Below are 19,888 nucleotides of genomic sequence, written 5' to 3'. Positions count from 1 at the left end.
CTGACAATCTGCTCATAGGTGGTCCGCCAGTTCATGGCGTACCCGCAGGTACAGGCCCGCGCTGAGAGCGGTGAACAGTAAGGCGATCCCGGCAATCATGAGCAGATGCCACTCGGCCGGATTGCCCTGGTAAAGAATCACGTCCTGGAAGGCGGCGGTCAGCTTGGCGACAGGGTTCCAGTCAAAATAGCCGTGGTATTCCACCGGGAGCATGGGTACGGCGTAGACAATGGGCGTCAGCCAGAACAGAAACTGCAGGATAACGGGCACGGCCTGGTTGATGTCGCGGAAGAACACGTTCATCAGGCCCAGCAATAGCCCGATGGACAGGCCAAACCAGACGGTGAGCACGAACATTGCCGGTACCCACAGGCTGTGAAGGGTTGGCCAGTGGCCAAGAAAAAGGAACACCACCAGCATCATCGAAAGCAGGGCCAGTCCATTAATGCTGGCGCTGCCGAAGGCGATGATTGGCAGCAAGGCTCGGGGGAATGCGACCTTCTTGATCAGTTCTCCCTGCTCAACGAAGATCCCAAGCCCGCGCGCCAGCGACTCTGAGAACAATGTCCATGCCAACATGCCGGACATCAGGTAGATGGGGTAGGCGTAAACCGTTGAAGTTGCCGGGAGCTTGGCCGCCATTAGATGCGACAGGATCAGGGTGTAGATCAGTACCATCGCGAGCGGCTGCACCAGTGCCCAAAGCAAACCCAGCTTGCTGCGGGCGTACCGTGCTTTCAGGTCATTTCGAATGGCGCTGCGGACGAAGTAGCGATAGCTCCACCAGTAGCGCGCGACGGCGAACAAACGGTCCGTCATGCGCCGGTATCCTCGATTTCGGTTGCGGTGGAAACGCTCACGTCGCGGAGCCCCGTGAGCCAGCGGCAGTCGGTGTCAGCCGCTTGCAGCAAGGCGCGATGGCGGCCGGCTACCCGGTGCCAGTCGTGTTCGGCAAGCCAGTTGGCGCGGGCTTGGTGGACCCCTTTCAGTTGATCTGCGTTATCGCCATGCCAGGTAGCCTGGATCAGCTGGGTGATGTCGTGACTGTCAAATCCGGGCAGCGTGAGAGTTGCCTGCCGGACTTCCGAGAATATCCGCGCCGGGGTGACCGCAACCGTGTCACAACTGGCAACCGCGGTACGAACTGCGGCACTGCTGGACTCCGGGGTTTCGCGGTAAGGCAGAATCAGCAGGTCGCAGCCTGCCAGCCGTTGGGTCATGTCGGCCTCTTCCAGAAACTCTGTGCAGAATTCTGTTCGATCTTCCAGGCCATGTTTTTGCAATCGTTGCTGGCAAAGTTGGCGATAGTGGCCCGAACCTGGGCTGGGGTGTTCGCTGTTCAGCAGCAGCAGGCGAGCATCTTTGGCATCGGGAGTCTGCTTCACAAAAGCTGCAAAAGCATCGATGAGCTCAAGAATGCCCTTGTGGGGAAACAGGAAGCCAAAGCCGCCCACGGTAAAGGGACGTGCGTCGCTGGATTCTTCCCGGGTTTTGGTGACTCGCGCGACGCCCTGGGGTAGCAGGGCGAGGTTGTCTATAACGCCGAGCTGCTTGAGGTTGTTCATGTCAGAAGGTGTATGCACGATCACCCGATAAAACTGATTCAGGGTGTCGGCGGTCTGGCGACGGCGTTCCTCTGGCAAGTCCAGCAGCGGCAGGGTTGCGTGCAGGGTGATAAAGCGAGCGCGGCCTTGCCGGGTCGCCTCGGCGATCGCCCGGCTGACGCTCTCGTCCAGCGGGAAGAAGCCGGGGTGGTACTGCAGCCACAGGGCTTCTGGTGCCTGGGACAGTTCCGCCAGGCGCAAGGTGCCTTGCTGTTCCCAGGCAGGCCTCAGGCTCTGGAGCTGGTCGGCAAGCGGGGCTTCACCGGGTGCCAGCAGATGGCTGGGAGCGAGGACTGATACCGGCGTTCCCTGTGCTATCAGGGTCTGTGCCAGATAGCGACTGTACTCCGCGATTCCGCAGGCTTCGCCCCAGGTGCTGATGAGGGTGACGGATGGATTTGGTGCTTCTGCCTGGGCGTCAAAATCCAGCAGGTGTTGCAGCCCAGCATGCAGTCGGTGGCGGGCATTGTCGCTAAAGAATTGCTCGGTGATCCGTGCCTGGGTTTCGGCCATTGACGCTGGCAACTGATTATTTCGAAGCTGTTCAATGACCGTTTCGCACTGTGCAATGAGGTCGTTGACGTCCGGGTTCACCCACAACGAGCCTGGGGTTTTGAGGTGTGAGCCGGAGGGGGCAAAGCGATAATTGACCAGTCTGGCGCCATCGCCAGTCAGGAAGTCGGTGTGTGCACCATAGCCAGTGGTAACAACCGGCAGCCCATGCCGGATAGCTTCAATCGCCGGCAGGTTCAGGCCCTCGCCTCGGGTAGGCAATACCATCGCCGAGGCTTCCTGATACAGCGACTCCATGGCGTTGTCGTCGTAGTCTTCCTGAATCAGGGTGATTCTGGACTGAAGCGCCGCCGGTACCCGTTCGGCCAGTTGCGCCTCGGTATCGTTGTGGGGATTGGGAAAGGTTTTGATGACCAGTTCCAGATCCTTGTGGCGCTCCAGCAGCGTGGCAAAAGCGTCCAGCAGGACGTCGGCCCCTTTGCGTGGAAAACAGGAAGAGACGTGCAGGAATCGCAGCGGAGCATCGGTCTTCGCCGGCAGCGGCTGCGCGCGGCCATCGTCCAGTGGCAGTGGTACCAAGGCAATTGGACGATAGCATCCGGAGTCGATCAGTGCTTTTCGCACCAGCCAGCTCATCACCAGCACACCTCGATAATTCTCGTTGATCTGTTCAATGGTCTCAGGAGGGACGCGAGACTCCTCCCAGAAGAACACCAGAACTGGCAGGCCCTGAGCAGGGTCGGGATTCTCCACGACCGGGAAGTGATGGTAGATCGCCACATCACCCTCACACCCGGATGTGCTGACCAGAGGCTGCAATCGGCTCAGTTGTTGGCTTGGAGCATCTTGGATGGCATCGGTGCGTTCGCCTTCCCTGGGCAGCAGGCACAACTTGGTGTGGCCGGTTTCAAGCAACGCTACTGCCAGGTGACGATTGACTGCTGCCAGGCTGTAGGAGCCACTGAAGTGGCCTTCTATGCAGATGGCCAGCTTCTGATCTGATGACGGCGCTGTTCTGTCGCTAAATTCATGGGTGATTGACCGAATCGTAGCGGGTTTGAGACTGTCTGGCATCGGGCCCGTGGGGGTCTCATCGCTGCCACCGAAGCCACCAAGTGAGTCGCCGCTCGCTGTCAGTCCGATACGTTTGGCCATGCGACTGGCCTGATGTGTCATGCCGAACAGGCGCATGAGCTTGATCAACTGCCACTGGTAGAAAAGCCTGGTCCTGGCAGAGTGGCGAAGCTGACGAAACCGTTCACGCTCCCGGACATATCGGTAATGCAGGGGCTGCAGTATCCGTGTCAGTACCGACAGTGCACGCAATTTCTGTTCATGGCTATCCAACAGGTGACGGTAGTCTTGCAGCAGCTGCGCATGGTGCGCCATCAGTTTCTGGTGCTCTGCGGTGAGTAGCCTGTGTTCCTCGTCTCGCTTGGTCTGCTGGTTCTGTCGTTCCAGCAGACCCTCGAGGCTGGCCGTTAATTGATGGCCCAGATGCGTGGTTTCCTTGGCGAGTCGATCAGTTGTTTCGCGGTGATGGTTATCAAAGCGTGTTGCGAGCTCTTCAAGTGTGATGCCTTTACTTTCTTTAGCTAATGGCAGAAAGGCGTTCTCCGCTCCCTCATGGCCGGGTTTCTGGGCAAGGATGGCATAGTCTGGGCTGGCATCTCGCATGACTGTGTATAGCGAGGGTGCCTGGTGCCTCAGGTTGTCTGCTTCATTCAGGCGCCAAACCGTGGTGGTTTCAAACCCGCTGAACTCTGTTGCGAACTTCAGTAGTGCGGGCGGGAGGGGCTTGATATGAGTCGGGTCCATGTAGAAATAGCAGGACCCAATCAGCGGGTTTTCCGGATTAGGCGTTTCCAGAATCAGTAAACCACCGGGTTTCAGAGCCCTGTGGGCTTGTTGGAGCAGGTCATTCAGCGCATCGAAGGGTATGTGCTCAACCAGGTGGAAAGCTGAAACCAGACCAAGAGAATTGTCCTCTGTGCTCTTAAGAAAATCGATGGCATCAGCATTTACGACGTCGAGACCCTTTTGTTTGCAGGCTGCAAGCATATCGCGGTCTGTGTCGATACCCCGGGCCTTTAATCCATATTGCCCAACTAACTTAAGCCATTCCCCACGACCGCATCCGAGATCAACCGCAGCGCTACCTGGAAGTAGCTCCTCCAGTAACTCCAACGCTGGCGCATACACCGAAAGTTTCTCGGTAATCGTATCCTCGCTTCCGCGATGGGACTCTTCGAATTGCCTGTAGAAGCCAGTGGTCATGGGGATTCCGGTTACTCCAAAGATGTTGCAGCCATATGAAACTAGGGGGCTGAAAAGCGGTGCATATTACCATTGATGCGGTTCCGGCGATAACCGCTTCTGGCGGCACAGGCGATGATCTGAGGTTGTTTCGGTAAGTTGCTATAATGACGTTTAATCCACTATTGATGGCGTTGACCGCCCGGTTTCAGGAAATGACTTCCTGACCAACAGGTTGATGACCCTGGCGGTAGGCTGCAGGGGGAAGGGAGTGAGGCCGACCGTGTGAAATAAATCGCTGCGATTGCGACGAAAACATCAGTCATTTTGAAGAAATTTCTCGAAATCTTGCTGAAATGTAACTAAATTGGCTGTAGTTTGATCACCTTGCGGATGTTTTGGGGGGTATTTGTGATAATATTCCCAAAAATGCGTTTTCCCCGCTGTTTTCTCTGATGTCAGTTTTTTGCAACTGAGAGCGGCAGCGTTTGTCGTCAGGAACGAGGCGGGTCTACAAGGGTATCCATGTTCGAACGGTTTCTTCAGCTCCCCAGGCTGACCAAAAGGTTATTGACGGTCGCATCCGACGCGGTGGCTCTGGGCTTTGCTCTCTGGGCATCGGTTTCTCTTCATCATGGCATTTTCTACTTGCCCCCCGACTGGGAAGGTGCGGCCGTCTATGGTCTGACCGTCATTGCTACTGTGCTGGTGTTTGTCAGGCTCGGGCTCTATCGGGCCGTTCTGCGATTTCTCAGCGATCGTGCCATCCTCACCATCAGTGCCGGCGCCCTGACATCCGTGGCTTGGCTGTGGGCATTCAGCAAGGTTGTTGGCACGCCGCTACCTTCGATTGTGCTGGTGGTATATGGAGCCCTGGCGTTTCTGTTTGTTGGTGGCACCAGGCTGGGCGTTAGAGCTTTGATCAACCGGCCCGGGAATCGCAATAAAGAGCCCGTAGGCATCGTCGGCGTCGGTGAAACCGCACGGCAGTTGGCATCCGCGTTGGCGCACGGCACCGAGTTTCGGCCGGCGGCGTTTTTTACGCTTGAACCATCCGGCCATTTCTCCCTGGTATCTGCCATTCCCGTGTTCAATATCAGCCACGCAGAACGTGTGGTACGTGAACTTGGCCTGAAAAAGGTTCTGCTGGCGTTGGATTCGGAAGACGCAGAGCGTCGCAGCCCATCCGAGAAAGACGGCCTAAGTGGCCTCAGGTTCCGGCAGCAAATCCTCAATCGTCTGGAAACGCTTTCGGTGCCGGTTCAGGCGGTGCCTTCCGTGTCTGGCCTGGTGTCCGGGCGGGTTCGGGTCAGCGACATCCGGGACCTGGACATTGAGGACCTGCTTGGGCGATCACCGGTGGCCGTCGATAAAGCGCTGCTCTCCGAAGGCCTGCAGGGGCGCTCGGTGATGGTAACCGGGGCGGGAGGTTCCATCGGTGCCGAGTTGTGCCGGCAGATTATTCGACAGCGTCCGCGAACCCTGGTGCTGTTTGAGCAGTCTGAGTACGCGTTGTATCAGATTGAGCGGGAGTTGCAGGGGCTGGCGGACTCCGAGCGTTTGGATATTGAACTCAAGCCCGTGCTCGGCAGTGTCCTGCACCGACGCCGATGTGTGTCGGTGATGAGTCAGTATGACGTTGAGGTTGTCTATCACGCAGCGGCCTATAAGCATGTGCCACTGGTGGAAGAGAACGTGATTGAAGGGGTGCAGAACAATGTGTTCGGTACCTGGTACACGGCGGAGGCGGCCATTGAAGCTGGCGTGTCGCGATTTGTGCTGATCTCCACGGATAAAGCGGTACGACCCTCAAATGTGATGGGGGCCACCAAACGACTGGCGGAGCTGGTGTTGCAGGCGTTATCGGCCAGGCAGCAGAGCACGGTGTTTACGATGGTGCGGTTCGGTAACGTGCTCGGGTCGTCCGGTTCCGTGGTGCCGCTGTTTCGCGAGCAGATTCGCGAAGGTGGCCCAGTCACTGTTACCCATCCCGATATTACCCGTTATTTCATGACCATCCCCGAGGCCGCCCAGTTGGTGTTGCAGGCCGGAACCATGGCCAACGGAGGGGAAGTCTTTGTGCTGGATATGGGCGAGCCGGTCAAGATTGCGGATCTGGCTCGCAAGATGATTCACCTGATGGGGTTGACTGAGGTCTCACTGGCCAACGCCGGCGGCGATATCGAGGTGGTCTACACCGGGCTGCGTCCCGGGGAAAAACTGTTCGAAGAGCTGCTCATCGGCAATGACCCCCAGGGAACCCGCCATCCTCGAATTATGATGGCTCGGGAGCACGCAGAGTCCTGGCACTTTGTTGCTGATCTGCTGGAGCAGTTGAGTAAGGCCAGCCATGGCTTTGATGTGGCGCGAATCATTCAGTTATTGGTGGATGCACCTCTGGGGTATGCACCAGCGTCCAGGCCCGATTCCGCTGAAAGTACGACCTCTGAGCTGGCAGCGCTGGCGAATGAATTACCCGACAATGTGCGACCGTTTAAAGCTGGGCGCGATGCGGCCGGTTAACGTGTGAATGCCGGGAGTGAACTTGTCGGTTGACTGCTGATATCCTTGCGGCCATGAACGCCGCTCCCAAACCCCTATCCCAACAACAGCCTCTGGTAAGCATCGCCATGCCGGCCTATAACGCTGAGGAGACTCTGGCGGAGGCCGTCGCGTCGGTGCGTTCGCAAACCTATCCTCACTGGGAGCTTTTGATTGTTGATGATGGTTCCAGCGATCAGACCCTTGCGATAGCCAAGGTCCAGGCCAGCCAAGATGAGCGCATTCGAGTCATTGCTCTGACGTCGCCCTCGGGAGGGCCTGCGATTCCTCGTAATCATGCCATGGCGGAATCTTCCGGACGCTATCAGGCATTTCTGGATGCCGATGACCAGTGGCTCCCTGAGAAGTTGGCCACGCAAGTCGCCGCGATGGAGAGGGAAGGGTGGGCGATCAGCTGTACGGCCTATAGTACCTTCGGTAACCAGACCGGGTGTTTTGTGCCGCCGGACAAGGCAGGTCATTCTGATTTGCTTTCGGAAAACACCGCAGGGTGTTTGACGGTCATGTTTGATCGCTCGCTGTTTGCCGATGCCCGGTTTCCGGTGTGTGGCCATGAAGATTATGCGCTCTGGTTGTCCCTGACATCGAAAGGCCACGAGATCAGGGGCATCTCGCAGCCACTGGCGCGATATTGCGTACGTGCTGGATCGGTTTCCTCGTCTGCCTGGCGGGTGTTGGGGTTCTTCTGGCGGATCTATCGCGACCAGGAGAAGTTGGGAGTGGCAACGTCCTTTTTCTATTGTTTGAGATATGCATGGAACACCCGCAACAAGTATCGCCGGGCTCTGTGAGGTGGTCGGCGCTGTCGCTGGACGATGCTGAGACTTTTTCAACCCTTCTTGTCACCGGTGCCAGCGGCTTTGTTGGTCGTCGGTTGCTGCAAGCGTTGCAGCACGCCTTCCCGCAGACCCGAATCCGTGTAGCCGTCCGGCGCACTATCTCTGGGCTTTCCCCGGAGATTGAGCAGGTGGTTGTCGGCGACTTCAACGCTCATACCAATTGGGCAGCTGTGCTCTCAGGGGTTGATGGGGTGATGCACCTGGCCGCCCGTGCACACAGGATTGGTCGCGAAGTCGGCGTAAACCATGCCAGTCTATGCCAGGCTGTGAACCGGGATGCAACGGAGGGATTAATTCGAAGTTGTGTGCAATCCGGCGTGCGCAAGTTTGTTCTGCTGAGTACCGTGGGGGTTCTGGGGCGTCATCGTGATGTGCTGAGAGACACTGACGCTGCAGCACCGGATGATCCCTATTCAGTGTCCAAATGGGAGGCGGAGCAATGTGTTCGTGCGGCCTGTCGGGGCTCGTCAACCCGGTTCGTTGTCCTCCGATCGCCTTTGGTTCTTGGGTCTGAAGCGCCAGGCAACATCCGACTGTTGCGGACCTGGATTCACCGCCGCCTGCCTCTGCCACTGGCGACGGTAAAGAATCGGCGCAGCTTTATATACATCGACAATCTCGTTGATGCCCTACTGTTGGCGTTGGTGCATGGTAACGCGGATAACCGTTCTTTTCTTCTGGCCGATGATCTTACTCTATCGACGGCGCACCTGGTGCGAGCTTTAGCTGGTGAGCGCAGGTTTGCGCTATTTCCATTCCCTCCGAAGTGGATACGTGGTGGTTTGACTTATTTGGGTAAATCCGGGCAGGCGGAGCAGTTGCTTGGGTCACTTGAAGTGGATGGAAGTTACTTCCGGGAATGTTTGCGGTGGACTCCTCCGATAACCAAGGAAAATGCATTACTGGCATTGGGCAGTAACGACAAGGGATCGGAATGTTGAGTGTGGTTACGCTTTTTACGATGTCTGCCTTCGTTGTGGTGGTGCTGACCGGCCTTGTCCGGCATTACGCACTGACCCGCAATATTATCGACATCCCCGGCCAACGCAGCTCCCACGCGATTCCCACGCCCCGGGGAGGAGGCGTTGCCATCCTGGCAGGTCTGCTCCTGGGGTTGCCGGGGCTGGTGTGGCAGGGCAGTGCGGACGTCAGCTGGTTGTGGTGGCTGTTGCCACCGGCGTTTGCGGTGGCGGGGATTGGCTGGTGGGATGATCACCACCATGTGCCGGCTCGTTGGCGGTTGCTGGTTCACTTTTCCGCAGTTATCTGGCTGGTTGCCGGGTTGGCCCCGCCTTCATCCCTGCTGGCCTGGGGGCAGGGACTGGTAGCGGTGGTGGCGCTGGTCTGGTTCCTGAACCTGTACAACTTCATGGATGGCATTGATGCCCTGGCGGCATCCGAAGCGGTGTTCCTGTGCTGCGGCATCGGGCTTCTGGGGCTGCTGTCAGGAGCCCTAGAGTTGGCGCTGGTGGCGTTTCTGGTGGGGTTCTGCGTCGGTGGCTTCCTGCCCTGGAATGCGCCGCCGGCGCGACTGTTCCTTGGTGACGTTGGCAGTGGTTTGCTGGGGCTGGTGCTGGGGGCGTTGCTGCTGCGGGAGCTGGACCTTGGCGTCCCGTTGTTCGGTCAGTCGCTGTTCTGGGCCTGTCTGATCCTGCCGGCGGTGTTTGCGACCGATGCCAGCCTGACCCTCGCTCGCCGGGTGCTGGCCGGCAAGCCGCCCCACGTTGCCCATCGCAGCCATGCCTATCAGTACGCGTCCCGCCGCTTTGGTGGCCACCGCCCGGTGGTGGTGGCGGTGCTGGTCATCAACTTTGTCTGGTTGCTGCCCCTGGCGGCCGCGGTTCAGTTGCAGTGGTTGACCGGGCCGGTCGCTCTGGCTCTGGCGTACGTGCCGCTGTTGGTGCTGGCCTGGCTGTTGAAGGCAGGGAATGAAGCCGCACAGGAGATGCCGGAAGCTCCCTGAAACGCGCTTTCCCGTCTGTTTAAGGCCCATGCTATGATTCGCGCTTTGATGCCATTCCCGGGGAACGTCTGACTGTGTTTCGAGTCTCCCCGAACCTGGAGTGGGCAATGGGCTGAGACAGTAGAGGCGTTTCATGAAGAAGATTGCGGTAGTCGGGCTGGGCTATGTGGGCCTGCCCCTGGCCGTGGCGTTTGGTGGCCATCGATCGGTGGTAGGATTTGACATCAACCAGCAGCGTATTGCCGAACTCCGCTCCGGTAAGGATCACACCCTCGAAGTCGCTGCCGCCGAATTGGCCGCTGCGGATCAGTTGACGTTTACCGATCAGGTTCAGGAGCTGGCTGACTGCGATATTTTCATCGTGACGGTGCCTACCCCCATCGATGAGTTCAAGGCGCCTGATCTGACCCCGCTCGTACGTGCCAGTGAAACCGTTGGTGCCGTCATGCCCAGAGGTGCCATTGTGATCTTTGAGTCAACGGTATACCCGGGTGCGACGGAGGAAGTTTGTGTACCGGTACTTGAGCGGGAATCCGGGCTTCAGTTCAATCAGGATTTCTTTGTCGGTTACAGTCCTGAGCGTATCAATCCGGGTGATCGTGAACACCGTATTACCAATATCCTCAAAGTGACTTCTGGCTCTACCGCAGAAATAGCTGAGGAAGTGGACGCGCTTTATGCCAGTGTGATTACCGCGGGCACCCACAAAGCCAGCTCCATTAAAGTCGCCGAGGCAGCCAAGGTTATCGAGAATACCCAGCGTGATCTCAACATCGCCCTGATGAATGAGCTGGCCATGATTTTCTCCCGTCTGAACATTGATACCCAGGAAGTCCTCGCTGCGGCCGCCACCAAGTGGAACTTTCTGCCTTTCAAGCCGGGCCTGGTGGGAGGGCACTGCATCGGGGTTGACCCTTATTACCTCACCCACAAAGCCCAGGCGGTTGGTTACCATCCCGAGATCATATTGGCCGGACGACGTGTTAACGACAACATGGGAGCCTATGTGGCATCGGCTCTGGTAAAGAGCATGATTCGTGCTGGGCAGGCCGTAGCCAATGCGCAGGTATTGATCATGGGACTTTCCTTCAAGGAAAATTGTCCCGATCTTCGTAATACCCGTGTTATTGATGTGGTTAATGAACTCCGTGAATTTGGGTGTCAGGTTGATGTTGTTGACAGCTGGGCCGATGCGGATGAGGCGCAGCAGGAATATGGCATTAAATTGAAGCCGTTACCTGATGAAGCGGACTATGACGCCGTGGTGGTTGCGGTCCCTCATCGAGATTACGCGGAGATGTCTCCGGACTCACTGCGTAGGCTGCTAAAGAATGATGGCATTCTGTATGATATGAAAGGCATCTACCCGTTAGGTATGGCGGACCTGCGTTTGTAAGCTGCCGGTCACCCGTGGTTTCGGATCGACTGTTTCAGTCGGTCCGCTCGGAGTGAAGCTATTTGAGAGTGACGGTATGTGAGCCGGCCAACTGGATTTGTCCCATGAAACGGGATTTCAGATATGCTACTAATGACCTGCAGCCGGATGCTTTTCGTTACCGATTTACAGAATTTAATCTACCAATTTTCATTTTTTCGAACATTAGGACTTTTATTTTAAGAAAGTCTTTCTATAATTACTGCCGTTGAGAGTAAATTCTATAATCACTTTGGATAAGGTTTCCTTCAATGGCTAAGATTAACGACTACTATCAAAAGAAACAGCTTATGGAAAAGCTCTCCGAAGAACTGCGTCAACTGGAACAGGACCAGGCTCTGAAAAAAGAGCTGGAGTTCGAAGACAAGGTTCGGGATCTCATGAAGGAATATGAAAAGTCACCGAAGCACGTACTTCAGATTCTCAACGCCATCGATCCGGCCATTGGCGGCGGTAAAGCAGACGCTGGTACCGGCACCCGTGCCAAGCGTCCGATGAAGACTTACCGTAACCCGCACACTGGCGAAACCGTGAAAACCCGCGGTGGTAACCACAAGACGTTGAATGAATGGCGTGACAAGTACGGTAAAGACGCGGTTCACAGCTGGCAGGAAGCCTGAGCGCGAAATCGGCAATAATGCATTGCCGAAGGTTTGGTTTGCCTGGCGCTATAACCTGAAAGCAGCGTTCCGATCTCGGAGGCTGCAGCCCGGAGCACCGATTTGTGCAATACCCGGGTAAGGTTCAACCAGGTAGCAAGCCGAACTGACTCTGCGAGCTAAGCAAAATAAGGGGCGTCTGTTGAGGGCGCCCCTTTTTTATTCTTCTCTTCTCTTTTCTGATCTTTTGCCCTGACCCTGTAAGGGTTGTCAGTTTGGCACGCTCAATGCCCGCAGAGCCTTGTCCAGGGCTTCCGCATCCAGTTGCTGGTGGGTAATCAATTCCAGCCTTGATGCCTTGGCCTGTTCCAGGCGTGCCACTGACAAAACCCCATCCGCCATATTGATGCTGCACCAGCCGCCAGAGGTGTGCAGCAGACCTTTGCAACGTTCAACTTTGGCTTGCCGCAGCCAGGCCAGCAGTTCGGTTTCGCGGAACTGAACCTCGGGGGCGATGTACCAACCCACACTGAAGTAACCCTGCCCCTGATTGTTTCGGACTTGCCAGGGCTGCACCTGCAAACTGGCAAGTGGTTCGGGCTCGTGGTGGTTGTGATGGCTGTGTCCGTGGTGGTGTTGTGGGCTGGGGGGCGGCAGCAAGGCATCGCCGTGGTGCCCCTCAAGCCAGTGTGTCTGAAGCTGTCCCTGGTACGTGCTCAGGTACTGGCGTTTGGCAGGGAGTTGATCTGCGGCCCAACGTTCGAAGCTGTTCAGTTGCAGATGCGTGCACTGGTCCGTTTTGTTGGCGACCAGGATATCCGCTGCCTGCACCTGGGCCTGAAACAGTTCGTGGTCCTGAAAACGTGGGTCATCCAGTTTGCGCGGGTCCACCAGCGTAATCACCGGGCCGAGCCTGAGCACATCCTGATAATGCTCGTTGCCGAGAATCTGCAGAATCTGATGGGGATGGCCCAGGCCCGTTGGCTCGATCAGCAGCCGGTCTGGTTGTGCCTCGTGGATCAGCCGGTTGAGGCCGATCTGCATAGGCAGGCCTGCGACACAGCACATGCAGCCGCCAGGCACCTCGCGTATGTGGGCGCCTTGCTCGGCCAGCAGGCTGCCGTCGATACCGACTTCGCCAAACTCATTGACCAGCACGGCCCAGCGTTCGTCATCAGGTTTCTGTTTCAGCAGATGCTGGATGGTGGTGGTCTTGCCAACACCGAGGGTGCCGAAGATCAGATTGGTTGGAATGGGGGAGGTTGCCATGAATGCTCTATTGCGCCTATCACTAAAACTGAAACGTTATAACATTTTCGTGGGTGCAGTAGAATGGCTCGCTTCAAGGAATCGAGCTGGAGTTAATCAGAGGCTCGTCATACGTGGCTCCCGAATCAACGGCTCTCCAGCGCCGCCAGTTTCTCGTTGGCCTGTTGCAGCGCGAGTTTGGTGGAGGCCACGTCGGTGACGTCGTACACCATCAGACAGACTTTCTGGACCTGGCCATCGGTGCCGGACAGGGGACTGATGGTGAGGTTCTGGTACATCAGCGGTTCGGTGCCGGTGATGGGGCGGGGATTGCGGAAGGGGAAGACCCAGGCCCGCTGCTCCCAGGAGGTGAAGGCGCGAGTGCGCAGAGTGACCACGGTATCAATCTTGCGGCGGAGCCAGGTTTCCGGCAGGTCGGGGAACAGCTCGAACAGGCTGCGGTCGTGAACCTGGCTGGCAGTAAAGCCGCTGTGATGCTCCATGAATCCATTCCAGGCCTGAACCTGACCGGCGAGATCCACCACCACCAGTCCCACTTCAATCGATTCCACCATGTCTGCCAGCCAGTGGAAGTCCTGCAGCTCAGATGTAGGTGTGGTCATGATGCGCCTCGTCGTTGTTCTGGGGCTGTGTTTTGGCTGTCTTGCGGTTCAATCGCTTAGGTACTGCAGGGATTGTTCCAGAAACGGTACCGAGTCTTCGGTCAGGACCACCAGCAGATCGCAGTGCAGATCATGGCCTTCGATCTCGTAGCGGATCTCAATGCACAGCAGGTGCTCCTGATGCTGGCCGTGATACTCCAGCAGTTCGTTGATCCGTTGGTGTTGGCCCAGTAGTGTCGGGTGGCCCAGCCCCAGTGACAGGTTGAGCTGGGTGCCAAAGCCTTTCAGAAATGCGCCGAACAGAATGCCGGACAGGTCCATCAACACCTCTATGGCAACGGTCTGACCGCTGTCGCGGTAGCCCAGCAGCGACGCCATGTTCTGGATGCTGCTGTCTGAAAACAGCAACAGCGCTTCGCCTGCAAGTCCGGCACCGGTAAAGCCCTGACACACCGCGGAATAGGTGTCGCTGTCGTCAGCGGCGGAGATGGCCATGTACAGCTCTGAACGGGCGAGACGGTCAACCTTGGGAATGGGCTGGCGAATGAAGGTGCCCAGTAATCGCGCCAGCAGGTCCGACGCCTGACCCATGGCAACGTTGGCGATCTCCTGAAGGTAGCCGTTCAGGTCGACGGAGCCGGCGCCATCCGCATCGTTGGGTTGTATCTCGGGGGCTGTTGTCTCGCTGGAGGATGTCTTGGTGGACGATGCCTCGGCGGACGGTGACTCAGGGGTTGGCTGCGAAGGTATCTCCGGTGCTGACTCCGGAGCGTCCTCGTCAGGCCGGTAGATGCCGTAATCCTGGAGCAGGGCTGCGATACGTTCAGGGTCGGTGGGCTTGCGGATAAACTCCAGCGCCCCCAGTTTCAACACCCTTGCCCGCGCCTCGGGCTGGATGTCCCCGGAGACCACCACGGTCATCACCGGGAGGTCTTCCTGTGCGATGGCTTCCAGCACGCCATAGCCGTCCAGCTCCGGCATGTTGAGATCCAGGAAGAGCAGATCCCACTCCTGGCCCCGCAATTGCGACAGAGCGTCGACGCCGTGCTTGGCGAAGTGCACATCCATTGCCCAGTCGGCGGGCAGGGCCCGGGCCATCTGCTTTCTGGCCATTGCGGAGTCGTCACATATCAGGATTCGAAGCGCCATACCCACCCACGCCGGTGACTGTCTGAATTTCTCCCGAGTATAGCAGCCGTGCCTGCGGGTGCTCCTGAAAGGATTCTGCCCGCAACGGTACATATGTGCCAAGTCCATGAAACTTATGGGGAATGAGACGTGAGTCATGATTTCGACGGAAAACCGTCACGAGCAGGCTTGCTGTGATCTGCCTCACTCATTTGGTCCTGGCGACCTGGGTATAGTGCGCCTGCGGCAACAAAAAATTACAAACAGTCGCTTTGTGTAACCGGGCAGGATGCTGTTTCCCCGACGGGGCAGCGCCCTTCACCGGAACATAAAGAAAGCAGTATTGCAGCCGGACAGCCGCGCGACGCAGACGTGTGCGTCCGGAAATCTCCAGGGGACCTCAGAGACCCCCTGACCCAAGCAGTCGCAGTCAAAAACAACAAAGCAGGTCACCCCAAAAACAATAACCACGGGGATGGCTTGCAGGCACACGCGCTGGCATTGGCAGGCCCTGCGGGGCGTTGTCGCCTGCCAGCAGACACTGACTGGTTCAGAGACACATCAACACATGAACAAGGATGCGATTGGAAGCGCCGTCCTTGCCGCCTGCTGCCTGGCCGGACCGCTCGAGGTCCACGCCGAGTTGCAGCCCATTTCCGACCGGGAGATGGGGCAGGTGCAAGGTCAGGCCATGATAGCGGTTGATCGAACCGTGGGGGCCAACCAGCAGTTTACCCGCATCACCATGGGCATGGATTCAGAAATCCAGACCAACCTCGACCGGATGGCGTTGGGGGAGGGGGCCGCCGGTGCCGACCTGGACGTTGAACAGATGGCATTGGGCCACATCTCGGAAGATGCCGCCCGCATACAGTTGGACGGCAACACCTATGCGGTGGGAGACATCGTCCCCTTCGAAGCCATTGATCCCTATTTCGAGCTGGCGGAATCCAACGGTGAGATCGTTGGTATCAGAGTCGGTCTCAACCAGGCTCGCGGCACCGTCTCCGGCAACATTCACCAGTTCTCCGGCAATCTGGGCCTGCAGTTGGACGACGGCAGCGGTAACGTCACGGCGGCGACCCTGTTCGATGCCAATACCCAGGCCACTGGCTATCGCGCCAGCCATATCGGGCTTCAGGACGCCGCCACCGACTGTGCCGCCGGTGTCCAGTGCGCACCGCTGTCGAACCTGCAGACCCTGGCGGTCGGCGAGGCCCAGGCCGATGGCAGCGTGGACTATGCCAAGGACTTTTTCCTGTCCTTCCAGGAGCAGGCGGTGGATTGGCAGTCGCTGGATGGCAGCCGGATGATCCAGGCCGGTCCCGGCGTCCACTTCAATCTGCCCACCAGCATGACGATGGACCTGCCCACGCTGCAGCAGGGCATCCCCCGGGCGAGGACAGAGTACATTGATCGGGGCATGGGGCTGTTCTGAGGCCCCATGCGGAAGCGCTCCAGGGCGTTGCGGCGGGGGACGGGTCAACGACGGCGCGGTATCTGCTAGACTGCTCGGGATTTTGGCAGGCAGACCGTGCCCGCCCTCCCGTCCAGGCCCGCAGATCCGCCTGGGCCGGTAACGGGGGACGGTGCCCAGAGCGTAGGAGATGCTGTGATCCGTTCCTTTTACTGGCACGATTATGAAACCTTCGGTGTGGACCCGGTCCACGACCGACCGTCCCAGTTTGCCGGTGTCCGCACAGACGCCGAGCTGAATATCATCGAAGACCCGCTGGTGATCTACTGCCAGCCGACGGACGACTATCTGCCGTCGCCGGAGGCCTGTCTGATCACCGGGATCACGCCCCAGAAGGCCCTGGCCGACGGTTTCCCGGAGGCGGAGTTCATCGCTCAGATCAACGAAGCCTTCAGCCAGCCAGGCACCTGCGTGGTCGGCTACAACAGCCTCCGCTTTGACGATGAGGTGACCCGCCATACCCTCTATCGAAACCTCCGAGACCCCTACGCCCGGGAATGGCAGAACGGTAATTCCCGCTGGGACATCATCGATATGGTACGGCTGACCTACGCCCTGCGACCGGAAGGGATCGAATGGCCCCGCAAGGAGGATGGTAGTCCCAGCTTCCGCCTTGAGGAACTGACCGCCGCCAATGGGATTAGCCATGAGGCCGCCCACGACGCCATGTCGGATGTGGACGCCACCATCGCCCTGGCGCGGCTGATCCGGGAGAAACAGCCCAAGCTGTTCGATTTTGTCCTGCAGAACAAGGACAAGCACTCCGCCCGGGCGATGCTGGACACGGCTGCGATGAAGCCGGTGTTCCACGTTTCCTCCAAGTACCCGGCGACCCGGGGCTGCTGCGCCATGATCGCGCCGGTTGCGGAGCACAGCAGCAACAAGAATCTGGTGATTGCCTACGACCTGCGGGAAGATCCGTCGGAACTCATTGCTGCGTCGGTGGAGGAGATTCGTGAGCGGGTGTTTACCGCCCAGGCAGAGCTTGGGGAGGATCGTGCCCGGTTTCCACTGAAAGGTATTCAGCTCAACAAGTGCCCGGTTCTGGCGCCTGCCACCATGCTCAAGACCCTGAGTCCCGAACGGCTGCAGGAACTGGAGCTGGACGGTGACCGGTTGCGGTCGAACCTGGCGATGCTGCGTCAGGCCGATGGGCTGCCCGCCCGTATTGCGGCGGCGTTCGATCAGCCCCATGAATCCGATTTGACCGACCCTGACGAGCAGCTGTACACCGGTGGATTTATCAGCCGCAGTGATCGGGAGAAACTCAACTGGCTGATACAGCAGCCGGTCGAAACCTTGGGTGAGCAGGCGCCGCGGTTTGAAGATGATCGCCTGGAGACGTTGCTGTTCCGCTATCGGGCGAGGAACTATCCGACCACTCTGCTGGCGGAAGAGCAGGAGCAGTGGGAAGCGTTTCGCCAGCAGCGGCTGATGAGCCCCAAGGCCGGCTGGCGGTCGATGGAAGCTTACTTCCAGAGTCTGCAGCAGCTGGCTGCAGACCCCAATCTGACGCCCGCCAGGCGACATCTGTTGGAAGAGCTGCACCTGTACGGCGAGTCGCTGATTCCGTACGCCTGACCTACTCAGCGGCGCTTGACGAAATAGACGCTCAGGGTCTGCCCCATCAGGCTTTGCACCTCGTTGCCCAGGGCCTCCGCCTGCAGCTGTTGCTGCACCGGGGCGGTGGCCAGGGAGTGGCCGTCGCTGTCCTTGGCCTTCACCAGCTTCCAGCTCACCTCGCTGCTCATCAGGCTGATCAGGCGCTTGAGCTGTTGCGGGTCCTGGGGGCTGAACCAGCGATCACGGCAGCCACCCAGGCCGTAGAAATCGGATTCGTTCAGTAGTTCCCGCCAGATCGGGTCCTGGCGATTGTTCAGCACCATCCGGCGCAGTCTCAGCAGGTTGTTGCGGGTAGGCTGAAGCTCGTGTTCGTCGATAAGGCGGCGAATCTGACGGTCGCCCGGGGTTTGCTCCGCCACTGCCGTATGCAGGTGCACCACTGAGCCGGCGTGACTGGCCCGCCGGACCACATCCGCAAGATCCACGTCGGCCAGGGCCGGGGAGGGCAGACGGCCGATTTCAATCCACTGCACGGTCTGGCCATCGTCGATGAAGCAGCGGGCGATGGACCAGGGCCAGAACACCACGTTGGTCATCCCCAGCTCTTCGGCCCGGCGTGAGGCCTTGGCGATGTTGGCCAGGGATTCGTCCACCGCCACCACTTCCACGTCTTCCAGGTAATGTGCCAGTTCCAGTGCCCGTTGGCCGGATTCTGCGCCCAGGATCATGATGCGCAGGGTGTCGGGCAGGTGCTCGGTGGGCTGCCCCAGCTCCTTGGCGATCAGTGTCCGCAGACTGGTCTGGTTACGGTAGGCCAGTTGGGACCAGCTTGGCCAGGCCTGGGGTACGTCGGGTTTATCGAGGCACAGTTCCTCGGCTTTCTCCTCGAAGTTCTGCTTAATGGCCTCTTCGGTGGCGCGGTCGTAATAGCTGGCGGCCATCATCGGCTGGGTCGCCACGGGCCAGTCCATCAGGCTCCAGCGGCCCAGTTCCATGGCAAAACGTTGGTGGAACAGGGCGCCATACATCGCGCTGATAATCAGCGAGCCGGCAACGGACTCCAGGGATTCCGCCATCACCAGTTGGCCGGCAATGCTGTCGTTGATTGCAGTGATCAGGCGCAGTTCATCATCTTCAGCGGCAAGGGCATGGCCACAGCGGTCGGCGTACAGGGCGATGGCCATGGCCAGGCGTTGGCGTTGCTCCGGCAGTTCTGCGGTATGGGCCACCTCGGTGAGGATGGCGCGGCGCAGCAGGGTCACCAGTTCCTCGACGGTGGGTTCCGGCATCAGCGTCTGTTCCAGGGCCAGCACCAGCAGCTCGTCCTGGCTGGCAACTTCAAGGTCGATACGGGTGTCCTCGGCGGTGAGCTGGTAGTGCTCGCGGATGATGGCGCCGACGAAACGGCCAATCTGTTGGTGAGGCAGCTCGTCCCGGCGCAACAGCGCGGTGGCGTCGCGTATCAGCTCCGGATCGGCCTTGTCGACGGCCAGGTGCTCGGCGCAGGCCAGCATGCCGCTGTAGATTGAGGGCCACTCCAGGCCGGTGGCCAGTAGCTTGCGGTAATGCAGGAAGGCCAGGTCATACTGGCCGCGGGTGCGCTTGGCATGGGCAATGCCGCAGAAGGCGGCGGCGGATTGCCGGTCCAGCTCCAGCGCTTCGATGAAGTACTGTTCCGCCAGCACCGGTCGTTCCGTGGCCAGGGCCCAGTAGCCGAGATTGGTGTATTGCTGGGGCTGTTGGTCGTCCAGATCCAGGCTGCGATTGAACAGTACCTGGGCCTGGTCATAATCACCTTCATCCATTGCCACCCGGCCCAGCAATCCGAGTGCCGCCGGCTGTTCCGGCACCTCCGTCAGCAGCGCTTCCAGCTTGTGCCGGCATTCGGCACGGGCTTCCAACCGCAGCGTCAGCGACCAGCGTGGATTGTTGGAATCGCGGTAGCTTTCATTCGCCACCAGCAGCTGCCTGGCGATGTCGGCCCGGTTGGTTGCGGAATGCTGGGAAGACTGCGTTGCGTGCATGGTTCCACCTCGTTGTATAGAGCCGCGGCAATGGGGCGGCAAAACTCTGCAGGG

13 protein-coding genes and 1 pseudogene are annotated in these 19,888 nt (G+C 58.8%); 8 read left to right on the top strand and 6 right to left on the bottom strand.

The features are described from left to right. Positions 1-12 precede the first annotated feature (12 nt). Both MLD24_RS19890 and MLD24_RS19885 read right to left on the bottom strand, forming a co-directional pair. Positions 13-819, bottom strand: coding sequence for an ABC transporter permease (locus MLD24_RS19890; RefSeq protein ID WP_248168831.1), 807 nt, complete (start codon positions 817-819; stop codon positions 13-15). Then, entirely contained in the window at positions 816-4,394 is a 3,579-nt protein-coding gene (locus tag MLD24_RS19885) for a glycosyltransferase (protein WP_248168829.1), read from the bottom strand. The genes MLD24_RS19890 and MLD24_RS19885 overlap by 4 nt, the downstream gene beginning before the upstream one ends. A gap of 504 nt (positions 4,395-4,898) precedes the next feature. Here MLD24_RS19885 and MLD24_RS19880 point away from each other — a divergent pair. From MLD24_RS19880 to MLD24_RS19855, 6 genes are all read left to right on the top strand, one after another. After that, entirely contained in the window at positions 4,899-6,896 is a 1,998-nt protein-coding gene (locus MLD24_RS19880) for a polysaccharide biosynthesis protein (protein ID WP_248168827.1), read from the top strand. 29 nt (positions 6,897-6,925) lie between these two features. Then, entirely contained in the window at positions 6,926-7,726 is an 801-nt protein-coding gene (locus MLD24_RS19875; RefSeq protein WP_248168826.1) for a glycosyltransferase family 2 protein, read from the top strand. Further along, positions 7,690-8,715, top strand: coding sequence for an NAD-dependent epimerase/dehydratase family protein (locus MLD24_RS19870; protein WP_248168824.1), 1,026 nt, complete (start codon positions 7,690-7,692; stop codon positions 8,713-8,715). The genes MLD24_RS19875 and MLD24_RS19870 overlap by 37 nt, the downstream gene beginning before the upstream one ends. Positions 8,716-8,735: 20 nt before the next feature. Next, positions 8,736-9,737 carry an MraY family glycosyltransferase gene (locus tag MLD24_RS19865; RefSeq protein WP_248168822.1) on the top strand — a complete coding sequence of 334 codons (1,002 nt, stop codon included), beginning with the start codon at positions 8,736-8,738 and terminating at the stop codon, positions 9,735-9,737. Positions 9,738-9,870: 133 nt separating this feature from the next. Continuing rightward, positions 9,871-11,133, top strand: coding sequence for a Vi polysaccharide biosynthesis UDP-N-acetylglucosamine C-6 dehydrogenase TviB (tviB, locus tag MLD24_RS19860; protein ID WP_248168820.1), 1,263 nt, complete (start codon positions 9,871-9,873; stop codon positions 11,131-11,133). 290 nt (positions 11,134-11,423) lie between these two features. Then, positions 11,424-11,792: a histone-like nucleoid-structuring protein, MvaT/MvaU family gene (locus MLD24_RS19855; protein WP_227171717.1), complete on the top strand. Its 369-nt coding sequence runs from the start codon at positions 11,424-11,426 to the stop codon at positions 11,790-11,792. Between the two features lie 249 nt (positions 11,793-12,041). Here MLD24_RS19855 and MLD24_RS19850 read toward each other — a convergent pair whose 3' ends face one another. The 3 genes and pseudogenes from MLD24_RS19850 to MLD24_RS19840 all read right to left on the bottom strand — a co-directional run bounded on the left by MLD24_RS19850 (position 12,042) and on the right by MLD24_RS19840 (position 14,791). Further along, positions 12,042-13,040, bottom strand: coding sequence for a CobW family GTP-binding protein (locus MLD24_RS19850; RefSeq protein ID WP_248168818.1), 999 nt, complete (start codon positions 13,038-13,040; stop codon positions 12,042-12,044). A 137-nt stretch (positions 13,041-13,177) separates the two neighbouring features. Then, a pseudogene (locus MLD24_RS19845) lies at positions 13,178-13,642 on the bottom strand (PAS domain-containing protein); the annotation flags it as partial. A gap of 48 nt (positions 13,643-13,690) precedes the next feature. Beyond that, positions 13,691-14,791, bottom strand: a complete 1,101-nt coding sequence (locus MLD24_RS19840; RefSeq protein WP_248168815.1) for a response regulator — start codon at positions 14,789-14,791, stop codon at positions 13,691-13,693. A 547-nt stretch (positions 14,792-15,338) separates the two neighbouring features. Between MLD24_RS19840 and MLD24_RS19835 the strand changes: the two genes are divergently transcribed. Both MLD24_RS19835 and sbcB read left to right on the top strand, forming a co-directional pair. Further along, positions 15,339-16,208: a DUF6160 family protein gene (locus tag MLD24_RS19835; RefSeq protein WP_248168813.1), complete on the top strand. Its 870-nt coding sequence runs from the start codon at positions 15,339-15,341 to the stop codon at positions 16,206-16,208. A 174-nt stretch (positions 16,209-16,382) separates the two neighbouring features. Continuing rightward, a complete protein-coding gene (gene sbcB / locus MLD24_RS19830) occupies positions 16,383-17,828 on the top strand; it encodes an exodeoxyribonuclease I (protein WP_248168811.1) in 1,446 nt (481 codons plus the stop codon). Positions 17,829-17,833: 5 nt separating this feature from the next. Here the strand turns inward: sbcB and MLD24_RS19825 are convergent, their stop codons facing one another. Further along, positions 17,834-19,834 carry a tetratricopeptide repeat protein gene (locus MLD24_RS19825; protein WP_248168809.1) on the bottom strand — a complete coding sequence of 667 codons (2,001 nt, stop codon included), beginning with the start codon at positions 19,832-19,834 and terminating at the stop codon, positions 17,834-17,836. Positions 19,835-19,888: the final 54 nt, after the last annotated feature.

This window comes from Marinobacter xestospongiae, assembly GCF_023156385.1.
In the GTDB taxonomy this organism is placed as follows: Bacteria; Pseudomonadota; Gammaproteobacteria; order Pseudomonadales; family Oleiphilaceae; genus Marinobacter; species Marinobacter xestospongiae.
The sequence above is the reverse complement of the archived record's forward strand: the minus strand, read 5'-3'. Positions and strand labels throughout refer to the sequence as shown.

What these genes read in the sequence shown, in the direction of transcription:
- MLD24_RS19880 (WP_248168827.1), top strand. Translation starts at nt 4,899, where the DNA reads ATGTTCGAACGGTTTCTTCAGCTCCCCAGGCTGACCAAAAGGTTATTG.
- MLD24_RS19850 (WP_248168818.1), bottom strand. Translation starts at nt 13,040, where the DNA reads ATGGCAACCTCCCCCATTCCAACCAATCTGATCTTCGGCACCCTCGGT.
- MLD24_RS19855 (WP_227171717.1), top strand. Translation starts at nt 11,424, where the DNA reads ATGGCTAAGATTAACGACTACTATCAAAAGAAACAGCTTATGGAAAAG.
- MLD24_RS19890 (WP_248168831.1), bottom strand. Translation starts at nt 819, where the DNA reads ATGACGGACCGTTTGTTCGCCGTCGCGCGCTACTGGTGGAGCTATCGC.
- MLD24_RS19825 (WP_248168809.1), bottom strand. Translation starts at nt 19,834, where the DNA reads ATGCACGCAACGCAGTCTTCCCAGCATTCCGCAACCAACCGGGCCGAC.
- MLD24_RS19835 (WP_248168813.1), top strand. Translation starts at nt 15,339, where the DNA reads ATGAACAAGGATGCGATTGGAAGCGCCGTCCTTGCCGCCTGCTGCCTG.
- MLD24_RS19885 (WP_248168829.1), bottom strand. Translation starts at nt 4,394, where the DNA reads ATGACCACTGGCTTCTACAGGCAATTCGAAGAGTCCCATCGCGGAAGC.
- tviB (WP_248168820.1), top strand. Translation starts at nt 9,871, where the DNA reads ATGAAGAAGATTGCGGTAGTCGGGCTGGGCTATGTGGGCCTGCCCCTG.
- MLD24_RS19840 (WP_248168815.1), bottom strand. Translation starts at nt 14,791, where the DNA reads ATGGCGCTTCGAATCCTGATATGTGACGACTCCGCAATGGCCAGAAAG.
- MLD24_RS19865 (WP_248168822.1), top strand. Translation starts at nt 8,736, where the DNA reads ATGTCTGCCTTCGTTGTGGTGGTGCTGACCGGCCTTGTCCGGCATTAC.
- MLD24_RS19870 (WP_248168824.1), top strand. Translation starts at nt 7,690, where the DNA reads ATGGAACACCCGCAACAAGTATCGCCGGGCTCTGTGAGGTGGTCGGCG.